General features: G+C 55.2%; 12 protein-coding genes and 1 rRNA gene. 5 read left to right on the top strand and 8 right to left on the bottom strand.

The genetic code is table 11. The annotated features are described in order from the left end of the window. A 5S ribosomal RNA gene (gene rrf, locus QQF33_RS25965) occupies nucleotides 1-81 on the top strand; the annotation flags it as partial. A gap of 217 nt (nucleotides 82-298) precedes the next feature. Continuing rightward, nucleotides 299-1,594 carry an MFS transporter gene (locus tag QQF33_RS22690; RefSeq protein WP_282494143.1) on the top strand — a complete coding sequence of 432 codons (1,296 nt, stop codon included), beginning with the start codon at nucleotides 299-301 and terminating at the stop codon, nucleotides 1,592-1,594. On the opposite strand, the gene QQF33_RS22685 is transcribed toward QQF33_RS22690, so the two are convergent. The 5 genes from QQF33_RS22685 to trxC all read right to left on the bottom strand — a co-directional run bounded on the left by QQF33_RS22685 (nucleotide 1,591) and on the right by trxC (nucleotide 7,310). Further along, nucleotides 1,591-1,914, bottom strand: coding sequence for a YfiM family lipoprotein (locus QQF33_RS22685; RefSeq protein ID WP_282494144.1), 324 nt, complete (start codon nucleotides 1,912-1,914; stop codon nucleotides 1,591-1,593). The genes QQF33_RS22690 and QQF33_RS22685 overlap by 4 nt on opposite strands. 43 nt (nucleotides 1,915-1,957) lie before the next feature. Then, a complete protein-coding gene (pssA, locus tag QQF33_RS22680; protein WP_285146925.1) occupies nucleotides 1,958-3,313 on the bottom strand; it encodes a CDP-diacylglycerol--serine O-phosphatidyltransferase in 1,356 nt (451 codons plus the stop codon). A gap of 110 nt (nucleotides 3,314-3,423) precedes the next feature. Continuing rightward, a complete protein-coding gene (locus tag QQF33_RS22670) occupies nucleotides 3,424-6,087 on the bottom strand; it encodes a bifunctional acetate--CoA ligase family protein/GNAT family N-acetyltransferase (protein ID WP_285158647.1) in 2,664 nt (887 codons plus the stop codon). Nucleotides 6,088-6,122: 35 nt separating this feature from the next. After that, nucleotides 6,123-6,821: a tRNA-uridine aminocarboxypropyltransferase gene (tapT, locus tag QQF33_RS22665; RefSeq protein WP_285158646.1), complete on the bottom strand. Its 699-nt coding sequence runs from the start codon at nucleotides 6,819-6,821 to the stop codon at nucleotides 6,123-6,125. A 69-nt stretch (nucleotides 6,822-6,890) separates the two neighbouring features. Further along, on the bottom strand, nucleotides 6,891-7,310 hold the full coding sequence (gene trxC, locus QQF33_RS22660; protein WP_100779268.1) for a thioredoxin TrxC: 420 nt from the start codon (nucleotides 7,308-7,310) through the stop codon (nucleotides 6,891-6,893). Nucleotides 7,311-7,516: 206 nt separating this feature from the next. Here trxC and QQF33_RS22655 point away from each other — a divergent pair, with 206 nt between their 5' ends. Continuing rightward, the gene (locus tag QQF33_RS22655) at nucleotides 7,517-8,617 is read left to right on the top strand and encodes a tRNA/rRNA methyltransferase (RefSeq protein ID WP_285149769.1); all 1,101 of its coding nucleotides are present in this window, start codon (nucleotides 7,517-7,519) and stop codon (nucleotides 8,615-8,617) included. Nucleotides 8,618-8,703: 86 nt separating this feature from the next. Here QQF33_RS22655 and ung read toward each other — a convergent pair whose 3' ends face one another. Further along, nucleotides 8,704-9,393 (bottom strand): uracil-DNA glycosylase, encoded by a 690-nt coding sequence (gene ung / locus QQF33_RS22650; RefSeq protein WP_282494198.1) that lies wholly within the window; start codon nucleotides 9,391-9,393, stop codon nucleotides 8,704-8,706. Nucleotides 9,394-9,707: 314 nt separating this feature from the next. Here ung and grcA point away from each other — a divergent pair, with 314 nt between their 5' ends. Then, nucleotides 9,708-10,091, top strand: coding sequence for an autonomous glycyl radical cofactor GrcA (gene grcA, locus QQF33_RS22645; RefSeq protein WP_100779271.1), 384 nt, complete (start codon nucleotides 9,708-9,710; stop codon nucleotides 10,089-10,091). A 52-nt stretch (nucleotides 10,092-10,143) separates the two neighbouring features. Here grcA and srmB read toward each other — a convergent pair whose 3' ends face one another. Beyond that, nucleotides 10,144-11,475 (bottom strand): ATP-dependent RNA helicase SrmB, encoded by a 1,332-nt coding sequence (gene srmB, locus QQF33_RS22640; RefSeq protein WP_285146921.1) that lies wholly within the window; start codon nucleotides 11,473-11,475, stop codon nucleotides 10,144-10,146. A 131-nt stretch (nucleotides 11,476-11,606) separates the two neighbouring features. On the opposite strand from srmB, the gene trmN reads away from it, so the two are divergent. Further along, entirely contained in the window at nucleotides 11,607-12,344 is a 738-nt protein-coding gene (trmN, locus tag QQF33_RS22635) for a tRNA(1)(Val) (adenine(37)-N(6))-methyltransferase TrmN (protein ID WP_285149770.1), read from the top strand. On the opposite strand, the gene nadB is transcribed toward trmN, so the two are convergent. Continuing rightward, nucleotides 12,329-13,948 carry an L-aspartate oxidase gene (nadB, locus tag QQF33_RS22630; protein ID WP_282494151.1) on the bottom strand — a complete coding sequence of 540 codons (1,620 nt, stop codon included), beginning with the start codon at nucleotides 13,946-13,948 and terminating at the stop codon, nucleotides 12,329-12,331. The two genes, trmN and nadB, sit on opposite strands and share 16 nt — an antisense overlap. Between the last annotated feature and the right edge of the window lie 143 nt (nucleotides 13,949-14,091).

Genomic DNA, 14,091 nt, shown 5'->3' with positions numbered 1-14,091 from the left:
CATGCCGAACTCAGAAGTGAAACGCCGTAGCGCCGATGGTAGTGTGGGGTCTCCCCATGTGAGAGTAGGGAACTGCCAGGCATCAATTAAGTGAAGAGGCCATCCGCAAGGATGGCCTTTTTGCGTTATTGTCGTTAAACAGCATTCCTCGAACTCCTCCTAATCGCTTATCCTGCTAAGTAAATGTGTGATGTAAATCACAATGTTAAATATAACAAAAATATAACATTTCATTTACTAAATGATTGGGGCATTCAGCGCCCAACACGCTTAAGTCTTATGGCAGGAGCACAGTAAAATGGCCGAAAGCATCACATCGAACGGGACGCTGGCTGACAGTGATACCCGACGCAGGGTATGGGCGATCGTCAGTGCCTCATCGGGTAATCTGGTCGAGTGGTTCGACTTCTACGTTTACTCATTTTGTTCCCTCTATTTTGCCCATATCTTTTTCCCGTCCGGAAACACCACGACTCAGTTGCTGCAAACCGCAGGGGTATTTGCTGCCGGATTCCTGATGCGCCCGATTGGTGGCTGGCTGTTTGGCCGTATTGCAGACCGGCAGGGGCGTAAAACCTCCATGCTGATCTCCGTTTGCATGATGTGTCTGGGATCGCTGGTGATCGCCTGTCTGCCAGGTTATGACACTATCGGTACGTGGGCACCCGCACTGTTGCTTTTGGCTCGTTTGTTCCAGGGGCTCTCCGTCGGTGGCGAATACGGTACAAGCGCGACGTACATGAGTGAGGTCGCCGTTGAAGGGCGTAAAGGTTTTTACGCCTCCTTCCAGTATGTCACTTTGATCGGCGGACAACTGCTGGCCATTCTGGTGGTCGTTGTTCTGCAGCAAATCCTGACCGATGAACAGTTACATGCCTGGGGATGGCGAATTCCGTTCGCGATGGGGGCCGTTCTGGCTGTCGTCGCCTTGTGGCTGCGTCGTCAACTGGATGAAACCTCGCAAAAAGAGGTGAGGGCACTGAAAGAGGCCGGATCGTTGAAAGGATTATGGCGTAACCGGAAAGCCTTTGTGATGGTATTAGGGTTTACCGCTGGCGGTTCCCTGAGTTTCTACACCTTCACAACCTACATGCAGAAGTATCTGGTCAACACCACCGGGATGCACGCGAATGTGGCCAGTGTTGTTATGACTGCCGCACTGTTTGTGTTTATGCTCATTCAGCCATTGATCGGTGCGCTGTCAGACAGAATTGGGCGGCGGACATCAATGCTTATCTTTGGCGGATTATCTGCCCTTTGTACTGTCCCAATCCTGACCGCGCTGCAACACGTTTCCTCTCCCTATGCCGCTTTCGCACTCGTCATGGTGGCGATGGTGATCGTCAGTTTTTACACCTCGATCAGCGGAATATTAAAAGCAGAAATGTTCCCCGCTCAGGTCCGTGCGCTAGGTGTGGGATTGTCTTATGCTGTGGCGAATGCACTCTTTGGCGGCTCGGCGGAATATGTCGCGCTAACACTGAAGTCGGTCGGCAGTGAAAGCACCTTCTTCTGGTACGTCACTGTGATGGGCGTGCTCGCATTTATTGTCTCCCTGATGCTACACCGCAGAGGGAAAGGGATCCGTCTTTAATAGTGAGCCAGTTGCCACACCGCATAGCCGGTTGTGGCACCTGCGACATCCCAGGCAAAATCTTTCCAGCTCCAGCCGCTCCCCGCAGGGCGGCTATCCCATAACTCTTTTGACGCGCCAAGACTGACAGAGAACATGAACCCGTAAACGGCGCTACGATCGCGGCTATAGCCCTGATGTTGTGCGACTTCATTCCCGGCGGCAGAGAGCATTGCCGAGGCGATAAAGTGCTGGGCCTTATCCTGACCTTGCCAGCTGTCGTTGGCCATATGGCTGCAACCTGAAAGCAAGAGGGGAGAGAGCAGGAGGAAGATTCGCATAACGGACTCCAAAAAAAGCCCCGTCGATGACAGGGCTGGTTCGTTACAGAATACGGCTGATGAGGCGGTCGATACGAATACGACGTAACCGGCGGATAAGCTTACGCACTTTCACCGGATAATCGGCAATGCTCTGCAAATCGCGGTAGTGACGCACGGTCGTCGTATGGGTACGAATCAATTCGAGCTCACGCTCGCGCTGGGCCGAAAGCTCATGCCGAGGATCGTGGATCAGAATGGCGTTTTCCAGATCCAGACGCCAGGCGCGCGGGTTGAGGTTATTCCCGGTCAGCAGCATCCAGTCATCGTCAACCCACATCCCTTTCAGGTGATAGCTGTTGTCCTCATCTTTCCAGAGGCGCACTACCAGTTGGTCGGTATTAACGTAATACTGCAGGCGGCTCAGGAAACGACGGAGGTTGATCTCATACAAGTACGGCAGCGCACCGATGATCTTAAACGGCTGATCTTCAGGGATGAAGAAGTCGTTCGCGGTTTTGTCCCCGACGATGATTTCGACTTTTTTACCATCGCGCAGCAGCTGAATAATATTGCGGACCAGTATCGCCGGTAAGTTGAAGTACGGCGTACAGATTGTCAGCTTCTGCTCTGCGCACGGCATCAGATGGTAGATGGTCTTATTCAGCAGGCTGGATTTGCCCAGGCCGACTAAAGGTGTCACGGAGAGCTGTTCGTTATCCGCATCCCCCTGGAAATGATAAACCGCATCGCGCAGTTCCTGGCGGAACAGACGGATATCGTTTTTGATTTCCGGGCTTTTTGGACGATGAGGATCGTCAAGGCGATTCACGCCACGACCATGCACCAGGTTTTGGTCCACCCAGTTGAACATGATGTCCGCCATCTGCGCATTGCGGATCAGATGGTAACGGTCATAGCGATACTTATCGAGCTGATGCAGGTAGACGTCATTGAGGCTCGCACCGCTGTAAAGGACGCTGTCATCAATGATGAAACCTTTGAAATGCAGAACGCCAAGGGCTTCACGCGTGTTGACGGGTACACCGTAAACGCGCACGTCGACGCTCGGGTTTTCCTGCGCCATACGGCAGTACCAGTCCGCATTGGTATTGGACGCTGCCGCACCAATTCGACCGCGTTGCGCACGATGCCAGTCAACCAGGATACGAACGTCCAGTTCCGGGCGCTGGCGTTTAGCTTCATAGACCGCGTTTAAAATCGCGCGTCCACCTTCATCCTGTTCAAGATAAAGCGCCACAATACAAATACGTTGTGTGGCACTCGCAATCTTTTCCAGAAGCGTCTCCCTGAAATGGGCGGGAGCGTAAAAGAACTCGACATCATCAACTGACTGAGAAATCTTCGGTAGTTGAGCAAGGTGTTGTTGATGTTTGTTACGCTTAAATTTTGACAACATCACAGTGCGTATCTTCTCTGTTCATTGAAGGGTTATCTGGCATCTGCAGACAACATAAGCGGACAATGATACCACCAGTACTTGCTAAAGTGGTCAACATTTCCAGTACCTTACTCCTGGGTTGACATCGATGCCAGACGGAGCGAGAGGGCGACAATCCCTTCGTCCAGCTGAATATCCACGTCGAATCCGAGTTTGCGCGCCAGAGTAATCATGCCGCGGTTATGGGGCATAGTAATGCCATTCAGGCAGAGCAAACCGTGATCTCGGGTATAGCCAATCAGTTTTTCCAGCAATCTCCGCCCAAGTCCAAGACCTTTTAGATCGGAGCGAACCAGCACGGCAAATTCCGCATCCACATTGTCAGGATCGGAAATCGCCCGCGTGACCCCAAGGATCTCGTCGCCTTCATCACGATGGCGAACGGCAACAAATGCCATTTCCCGATCGTAGTCGATCTGGGTCATATTGGCTAAATCATCATGGGTAAATTCGCTGATTTCACTGAAGTAGCGATAGTACAAATCTTCCTTCGTGACTTGCGCGATGAAGGCCCGCAGCTGCGGCTCATCTTCGGGCAGGATAGGGCGAAACAGCACCTGCTCGCCATTTTTCATCTCCACCCACTCTTCCAGTTGAAGGGGATAGGGGCGGATCGCCAGTCGGCTTTCGCGATCGCCCGTAAACGGCGCGATATCCAGCGTCACGTCCAGGGCGATAAATTCATTGCCCGACGCCAGAAGCGGATGGATATCCAGCCGCTGGATCTCAGCGCAATCGACAATCAGGTTTGAAACCTGAACCAGGAACTGGCTCAGCCCGGCGATATCCAGAGGCTGGAGCGCGCTGCGTCCGCGAATTTTTTTACTCTTAATCGCCTGAATAACCAGGTAACGCGCCAGATTCATGTTCAGCGGCGGGAGCGCGACAACAGCCTGCTCTTCCGGTCGCCACTCCACACCGCCTTCTCCCAGCATAATCAACGGGCCAAAGACCGGGTCGTGCTCCACAACCACTCTGAGTTCCTGCGCCCCGGCGCGGTTCGCCATGCTCTGGACCAAAAGCCCATGGACTCTCGCCTGCGGCCAGGCCATTTTGACGCGATCGAAAATCGCCTCGGCAGCCTGCTGCACTTCTGCCGCGGTACGCAAATAGAGCATCACGCCCTGTACATCCGACTTATGTGGAATATCAGGCGACCGGAGCTTCAGCGCCACCGGATAACCAATCTGTTCGGCAATATGCACCGCCTCGGCGCTGTCACTCGCGATCCAGGTCGGCAAGGTTTTCATGCCGTAGGCATCCAGAATCGGTTGTACCTCATGGGTATCCAGCGACGACGCTCCGTCTTCAATGGCCTGGCGCAGCAGATTGTGGGCTTCGGTCGCATTGGCCGCCAGATTATCGGGCAACGCCGGGGTTTCTCGCAGCTGTTTCTGGTTCCTGCGGTATTCCACCATATGCATAAATGCGGTGATAGTGCCTTCCGGCGTGCGGTAGGTCGGCAATCCCGCTTCGCTGAACAGGCGGCGCGCTTCCTGCGAGGAGTATTCCCCGCACCAGTTGGTCAGCAGGGTGACATATTTTCCGCGCGGATGGTTTTTAACGGCATCGATCAGCGCGCGTGCGCTCTGGCTGCCGGGCGCCGCGGCGCTGGGGGAATGGATCACCATCAGAGCATCAATGTCCTGGCTGTCCAGCAGTATCGAGATAGCCTTGATATACCGCTCGCTGCTGGCGTCGTCCCGCAGATCCAGCGGATTCCCCGGCGTCACGCTCACAGGCAGGGCGTCACGCAAATGTTGCAGCGTCTCTTCGCTGAGCGTGGCGAGTTTCCCGTTGCGTAACCACAGTTCATCAAGAGCGAGCGCTGCCGGTGCCGCGCCGTTACTGACAATCATCAGCTTTTCACCGCGCAACGGGCGCATATGGCTCAGCGTTTCGACCGCCGAGAAAAGCTCATGGGTATCCTGAACGCGCAGCAAACCGGCGCGTTGAATGGCGGCGTCCCAGGCAGGGTCCATGCCCGAGTGGGATTGCAGCAAACGCTGCGCCGCAGGACTACGGCCACTTTTGATGACCAGGATCGGCTTGTTACGCGAGGCGCTGCGCGCGGCGGAGACAAAGCGTCGCGCATCGCTCAGATGTTCGAGGTACAAAAGGATCGCGCTGGTTTTACTGTCGCGCGCCAGGAAATCGAGCAGTTCATCGACATCAATATCCAGGCTATCGCCCAGCGCGATGAAATACGAAAAGCCCATTTCGCGCTGCTGCGCCCAGTCGAGAATGGTGTTGGACACGGCGGCAGACTGAGAGATAAACGCCAGTTTGCCTTTGCGAATCGGTACCGGAGAGAAACTGGCGTTCAATCCCTGCCACGGAGCCAAAAGCCCCAGACTGTTAGGCCCAAGTAAGCGCATCTGATATCGGCCCGCGCAGGCCAGTAATTCTGCCTGCTGTTCTGGTGGCGAAGAGAGAATGATGCAGGTTTTACACCCTTTCTCACCCAGCGCTTCCAGCAGGGTGAGATTGCGTTTGGCATGAGTACAGAGGATGGCGAGATCGGGGACAAAGGGCAGGCTTTGTATGTCAGGCCAGGCCAGCACGCCCTGAACAGCTTTATACGCCGGGGTGACGGGCATGACCGGGCCATTGAATCCACCGGCCAGCAGGTTGCGCATCATTAAATATCCGGCGCGATCGGGCTTCATGGAGGCACCGATCACGGCGATGGATTTAGGGCGGAGTAGCGCTTCTAGCCCTCGCTGGCTCATACAAGTCTCCTGTAAACGCGAGTGACCTGATGATTTTAAACGCTTTCCGGCTCTTCTGCTGTGATGCTGGCCTGATGTGTGGGTTTTCCTGCCAGATAGCGCTCGCGGAAGCAGGAAAAATGGTTGCCCAGCGCGGTCGCGGCCAACGTATCCTGCGCCAGATCCAGCAGGGCGATCGCCACTTCTGCCGTACAATATTGCCCCTCGGCGTGGGCTTCGCGCAGGCGATAGGCGGAAACGCGTGACAGATCGACGGAGATCACCGGCAGCGCATCCAGATACGGGCTCTTGCGGAACATTTTCCGCGCTTCGGTCCAGGTGCCATCCAGCATGATGAACAGCGGCGGTTTGCCTGTCGCAGGCGCAGAAATCACCTCGCGGTTTTCACCGGCATAAGATGCAGGGAACACCACCATGGGCTGATAGTCGGGGCTGGCAACCAGATCGAGCAGGGCCTGCGGCGGCTCGGTGCGCGACCACTGAAACGCAGCGGTATTCGGCAGAATGTCGGCGATCAGACGCCCGGTATTGCTGGGCTTCATCGGCTCGGTATCGAACATCACCAGGCAGAAACGGCTTTGCGCGTGGCTGGTCGTCAGGGTGTCGCACAGGCACTGCTTTTGCGGCAAAAGACAGCGCTGACAGCGGCGAACGCGGTTGCCACGAGCAAGAAAAGGGCGGGTCGCACGCGCCAGGCGTTCGGCGCGCAATTGAAGTACGGCGTTATCAGTCATGGAAGAGGCGCAGAAAAAACGCCATTCTCGCAGAGGGAGGAACGGGGCACAAGCGGTGCCCCGTGAATGTCAGAGAGTTTCGTTCAGCCAGCTTTCAAAAGGCGCTTTTGGCACGGCACCATTGAGCATATCGACGACTTCACCCTTCTTGAAAATCATGATGGTCGGAATACTGCGGATGCGGAATCGGGCGCTCAGTTCGCGTTCCGCTTCGGTGTTCACTTTCACAAAGCGCATTTTCCCACTGCGCTCTTCGGCGACGTCTTCAAATATAGGCGCAAAGTTACGGCATGGGCCGCACCAGGGCGCCCAGAAATCCACCACGACCGGCAGATCGTCTTTCAGCAATTTATCGAGGGTTTCGCCGGTTGCGTTAATCACGTCGCCATCGAAAAGCTCATGACCGCAACGCCCGCATTTCGCCCCATCATCAATTCGGTCATCCGGAATGCGATTGAGGGCCTGGCAGTTGGCACATACGGTATTCATAACTAACCTCTGATAGAGCAGTGGGACAAAGCGGCAAAATGCCGATAATGTTTCTGATATGTTACACATTATCATTGAGGTTGTTTGAAACGACAATGCGTTTTATTCAATGGGAACAATAGTCACAGGCTTTTGTATGAAATAATGGCTATGCGCTGACACATCGGGTAATCTGCGCGCTTCGCGCAGCGCTGGTGGAGAAAAGCATGAACGACGAACTGAAGAATAAAAGCGGCAAGGTCAAAGTGATGTATGTCCGCAGTGATGATGATTCTGACAAACGCACCCAAAATCCGCGTACCGGAAAGGGTGGGGGCCGTCCGGGTCCATCTCGTGCAGACGGTGGCCGTCGCCCCGCCCGCGATGACAACAGAAGTAACCGCGGTGATGACCGCAAACGTGATGACCGTAAGCGTGACGATCGCCGTCGCGACGACCGTCCTCGCGATGATTTCCCACGTGATGCATCCCCGTGGCGCACGGTTTCCCGCGCACCGGGTGAAGAAGCACCGGCAAAAGCCGATCACGGTGGAATCAGTGGTAAGAGCTTTATCGATCCGGAAGTTCTGCGCCGTCAACGCGCTGAAGAGACCCGTGTCTACGGCGAGAACGCCTGTCAGGCCCTGTTCCAGAGCCGTCCTGAATGCATCGTTCGCGCCTGGTTTATCCAGAGCGTCACGCCGCGTTTCAAAGAAGCCCTGCGCTGGATGGCGGCGAACCGCAAAGCCTACCATGTGGTAGACGACGCGGAGCTGACCAAAGCTTCCGGTACCGAGCATCACGGTGGCGTCTGCTTCCTGATCAAAAAACGTAACGGCACCACCGTGCAGCAGTGGGTCAGTCAGGCGGATGCCGATGACTGCGTGCTGGCGCTGGAAGATGTGGGTAACCCTCACAATCTGGGTGCGATGATGCGTAGCTGTGCCCATTTCGGTGTGAAAGGCGTGTTGTTGCAGGATGCGGCAATTGTCGAATCCGGTGCGGCGATTCGTACTGCCGAGGGTGGGGCGGAACACGTACAGCCGATTACGGGCGAAAGTGTTCTTGATGCCATCGAAGAGTTCCGCCAGGCGGGTTACTCTATCGTGACCACCTCCAGCCACAAAGGTACGCCGCTGTTTAAAGCGACGCTACCGCGCAAGATGGTGCTGGTGCTGGGTCAGGAACGTGATGGTCTGTCTGATGCGGCACTCTCTTCTGCCGACCTGAGCGTCTCAATCGACGGGACAGGCAAGGTAGAAAGCCTCAACGTTTCCGTTGCAACCGGCGTCCTGCTGGCTGAATGGTGGCGTCAGAACAAAGCCTAGCTTTGATATGCCCGGTTAGCATCTCGCTGCCGGGCATTTTGCCGGATGGCGGCTACGCCTTATCCGGCCTACTCATTGATTAATCGTTATTCGCTTTCAGCCGGTAACACGGGCATCCAGTCAATCGGCGCTTCGTTGCGTTTTTCCAGCCATTCATTCGCCAGCACAAAGTGGTTACAGCCAAAGAATCCGCGGTGAGCCGACAGCGGCGAAGGGTGTGGCGCTTTCAGCACGTGATGACGCTGAGTATCAATGATCGCCCCTTTCTTCTGCGCATGTGCGCCCCAGAGTAAAAACACCACCCCTTCACAATGTTCGTTAATCAGGCTGATGACTTTATCGGTAAAGGTTTCCCAGCCCAGGCTGGCATGAGAATGCGCCTGTCCCGCCCGAACCGTTAACACTGTGTTAAGCAGCAGCACGCCCTGACGCGCCCAGCTCTCAAGATAGCCATGCGCCGGACGGGTAAACCCTGGCATCGAGCCTTCCAGCTCTTTATACATATTCAGCAGCGACGGCGGGGTGGCAATCCCAGGACGCACCGAGAAAGCCAGACCATGCGCCTGTCCCGGACCGTGGTAAGGGTCCTGACCGAGGATCACCACTTTCACATCATTCAGTTCGGTATAACGGAAGGCGTTAAACACATCTTTCTGCGGGGGATAGATCGTCTGACCGGATTGCCGCTCTGTGGCGACCGTGCTGAGCGTATTCACAAAATAGGGCTGCTGCTTTTCATCTGCCAGCACGTCATGCCATGTCAAAGGGGTTGTCATCATGCTCTCCTGCATCTCTCAATTGCGCCTAGCTTAACCCTTTAAGAGAGGGGAGCAAAATTCCGCGCGAAATTTGCGTCTAAGTCTTTCAATTTAATTTGAATTACTCAAAAAAGAGCGGTTCTGCGGTGGTCGTAAATTGATATAAAACAATAAAATCAAACCACACACTTTGTGTGGTCGCGGTTTTTGTTGATTTAAATCAAAGAATCATGGGGTGGCGGCTGATATATATACACTCAAGCAACAATGGTTTTACCAATTGGCCGCGAGAGGCCGACATCCATAAATTAATGTAGCCCTGGAGGCATAACATGATTACAGGTATCCAGATTACTAAAGCTGCAAATGACGATCTGCTGAACTCTTTCTGGCTGCTGGACAGCGAAAAAGGCGAAGCGCGTTGTGTGGTCGCGAAAGCCGGTTTTGCTGAAGACGAAATCGTGCCGGTTAACAAACTGGGCGAAATCGAATACCGTGAAATCCCAATGGACATCCAGCCGGAAGTTCGTGTGGAAGGTGGTCAGCACCTGAACGTTAACGTTCTGCGTCGCGAAACCCTGGAAGATGCGGTGAAGAACCCAGAAAAATACCCGCAGCTGACCATTCGTGTTTCTGGCTACGCGGTACGCTTCAACTCTCTGACTCCAGAACAGCAGCGTGACGTTATTGCACGTACCTTTACTGAAAGCCTGTAAGACTTGAGGTCTTGGGGGAAATAAAAAGCCGGGTGATGAACCCGGCTTTTTTTTACTCTTCGTTTTGTGAAGTCGGCGGCGTACCGCTTGGCTTACGACGCTTGCCAATGTTTTTGGCATCGCGATGGCGATTCTTCACGCGCGGCTTCTCTTTCGCTTCTTCTTTTTTCTTCTCGGCACGTTTCGCGAGCACTTTCTTGGACGGTTTACCCGTCATCTTCTCGCTCGGCGCACGCGTGGTAGGACGCAGTTCATCAATGACGCGGGCTTTCACCGGCTCTTCGATGTAACGACCCACTTTCAGCAGCAGCATGTAATCGTGCGCTTCGACCAGAGAGATCGCGGTGCCTTTACGGCCCGCACGACCAGTACGACCGATACGGTGCAGATAGGTGTCGCCCGTGCGCGGCATGTCGAAGTTAATAACGTGGCTGACATCAGGAATATCAATCCCGCGCGCCGCGACGTCAGTGGCAACCAGCACGTTGACGCGACCTTCGGTCAGACGTTTAATCCCCTCGGTACGCTTCGCCTGCGGCATATCGCCTTCAAGATAGCAGTTGTCGATACCTGCGGAACGCAGCATATTCGCCAGCTCATGCACACGCTCGCGCTTACGCACAAACACGATGGTACGCGTGGTGTCATCCTGTTTCAGCAGGTGCTTGAGCAGCTCGACTTTGTGCTCAAGGTTATCGGCGCGGTAATACCACTGGTGGATCTTCTTGCGCTCACGCGTGGACGGCGTAGCGGACACCTCAGCCGGCTCATTCAGCAGACGCTCGGCGAAGTCTTTGATCGCGTCACCTTCCAGGGTGGCGGAGAAGAGCATCGTCTGTTTGCGCCAGCGCGTTTCGCCCGCAATGTGTTCGATGTCCTGCGCAAAACCGAGTTCCAGCATACGGTCTGCTTCATCGAGGATCAGCGTTTCCACCGCACGGCAGTCAAAGTTTTCTTCTTTGATGTACTGCATCAGGCGTCCGGTTGTCGCGACCACGATATCCTGGTTCTCACTGAACACTTCGGCGTGGTTCATATAGGCGACACCACCGGTGATGGTGGCGATATCCAGATGCGTATTCGCGGCCAGTTCACGCGCATGCTCTGCCACCTGCACGGCTAATTCACGTGTCGGTGTCAGGATCAGAATGCGCGGTGGGCCAGATTTCTTGCGAGGAAAGTCGATCAGATGCTGCAAGACAGGCAGCAAATATGCCGCCGTTTTACCGGTGCCTGTCGGCGCAGAACCGAGTACATCACGGCCTTCTAACGCAGGCGGAATAGCAGCCGCCTGGATGGCAGTTGGGCGTGTGAAGCCTTTATTCTGGAGAGCTTCCAGCAGGCACTCATCGAGTTCAAGTTCGGAAAAAGTCGTTACAGTCATGTTCTACCTCTGTGTGGGGCGCTGATTATAGACGTTATGGCTGCAATCTTCATCTGTTTGTGGATATCCCTTTTCCGCCACTTCGCTTTCCCCTATGCTAATCCGGTTTTATTTAAGAAGGTTGCTTTGACATGTCTCAACCCAAAGCGCAGCTGCGCCGCGATGGTTTTACGTTTAAACAGTTTTTTGTGGCTCACGATCGCTGTGCGATGAAAGTCGGTACTGACGGTATCTTACTGGGTGCGTGGGCGCCCGTCGCGAAGGTTAAGCGAATTTTGGATATTGGCGCAGGAAGCGGCCTTTTGGCGCTGATGCTGGCGCAGCGCACGGAGCAGCATGTCACTATCGATGCGGTCGAGCTCGACGCGCAGGCTGCCAGTCAGGCGAGTGAGAATGCCGGCGAATCTCCGTGGGCGTCTCGCGTCCGGGTGGAGTGCGCCGATATTATTACCTGGGCGCCTGAGCAAACGGCGCGTTACGATCTGATTGTCAGCAACCCACCTTATTTTGAACCGGGCGTCGAATGCGCCACGCCGGAACGCAACCAGGCACGCTACACCGGCTCGCTGGATCATCAGGCGCTGCTCATGACCGCGGCGAATTTGATCTCCGAAGAGGGATTTTTCTGCGTCGTGCTGCCCGAAAGCACCGGCAATGCCTTTATCAAAAAGGCGCTGGAGATGGGCTGGTTCTTACGTCTGCGCACTGATATTGCCGATAATGAAGCGCGGCTCCCGCACCGTGTGTTATTAGCGCTCTCGCCAAAAGAAGGCGAGTGCTTCAGCGACAGGATGGTGATCCGTGGGCCAGATCAGTGTTACTCAGAAGCCTACACTGCGCTGACCCAGGCATTTTATCTGTTTATGTGAGCGAGCGGGGCGAGTACCGATGGACCGGATTCCGCCAGCTGATCGGGGTAGTCCAGCGTGTAATGCAGGCCCCGGCTCTCTTTGCGCATCATCGCGCAGCGAACAATCAGCTCCGCCACCTGCACCAGATTGCGCAGCTCCAGCAGATTGTTGGATACGCGGAAATTGGCGTAATACTCGTCAATCTCCTGCTGGAGCATCGTAATCCGGCGCAGCGCGCGCTCCAGACGTTTCGTGGTGCGCACGATCCCGACGTAATCCCACATGAAGAGTCTCAGCTCATGCCAGTTGTGCTGAATGACGACCAGCTCATCCGGATTATCCACCCGGCTTTCATCCCAGGCAGGGAGTTGATCCACCTGACGGGCGTACGGCATCCGTTTGGTAATATCTTCCGCGGCTGACCAGCCGTAAACCAGACACTCCAGAAGCGAGTTAGACGCCATGCGGTTCGCGCCATGCAGCCCGGTGTAGCTCACCTCGCCGATAGCGTACAAGCCATCCACATCAGTACGGCCATGATCGTCCACCATCACGCCACCGCAGGTATAGTGCGCGGCGGGCACAATCGGCACCGGTTCTTTGGTGAGATCGATCCCGAGGCCCAGCAATTTCTCATAGATCGTCGGGAAGTGCTGGCGCACAAAATCCGCGGGCTTATGGCTGATATCGAGATACATACAGTCGACACCGAGACGTTTCATCTCGTGGTCTATCGCGCGGGCCACGATGTCACGCGGGGCAAGCTCGCCGCGCTCGTCGAAGTCAGGCATAAAACGCGTGCCGTCAGGGCGCTTGAGATGCGCGCCTTCACCCCGCAGGGCTTCCGTCAGCAGGAAATTGCGCGCCTGCGGGTGGAAGAGGGCGGTTGGGTGGAACTGGTTAAACTCCAGATTGGCGACGCGACAACCTGCACGCCATGCCATCGCAATTCCGTCCCCGGAGGAGATATCCGGATTCGTCGTGTACTGATAAACCTTGGAAGCGCCACCTGTTGCCAGAACCACAGATTTCGCCCGGCAGGTTTCGACCTTCTCTTTATTGCGGTTCCAGACCCAGGCTCCGACGACGCGGCGCGTGCCCGGCAGGCCAATTTTATCCGAGATGATCAGATCCACCGCATTGCTGCGCTCTAGCACCTGAATATTGGGATGGTTGCAGGCTTTGCTGACCAGCGTGTTTTCAACTTCTTTGCCGGTGGCATCGGCGGCATGCAGGATGCGCCGGTGGCTATGGCCGCCTTCGCGAGTGAGATGATATCCCTCTTCGCCATTGGGCTGAACGTGGGTATCAAACAGCACGCCCTGGTCGATTAGCCACTGCACGCAATGACGTGCGTTGCTGGCGACAAATTCCGCGGCGTGTTCATCGACAATGCCCGCGCCCGCGATCAGCGTATCTTCCACGTGCGAAGCAATGCTGTCGGTTTCATCAAACACCGCAGCGATGCCGCCTTGCGCGTAGAACGTCGAGCCTTCGCTCATCGGCCCTTTGCTCAGGACGATCACTTTCTGATGCGAGGCAAGTCGCAGCGCCAGAGAGAGCCCGGCCGCGCCGCTGCCGATAATCAGTACATCACAATGCAGTTCAGGAGTTGTGTTCATGATGTTTGTTTAATTTACTAAACAGTGTTTGGCCAGAATAGCACCCGAATGCGATGAATCGCACGTTTTTTTTGAGTGGTGTTGCGCAGCCTAAACATAAACGCAAGCTCAAAAAACACGTAAAAGAACGAAAATATTTTGCG

Source organism: Lelliottia wanjuensis (genome assembly GCF_030238365.1).
Taxonomy (GTDB): domain Bacteria; phylum Pseudomonadota; class Gammaproteobacteria; order Enterobacterales; family Enterobacteriaceae; genus Enterobacter; species Enterobacter wanjuensis.
The sequence above is the reverse complement of the archived record's forward strand: the minus strand, read 5'-3'. Positions and strand labels throughout refer to the sequence as shown.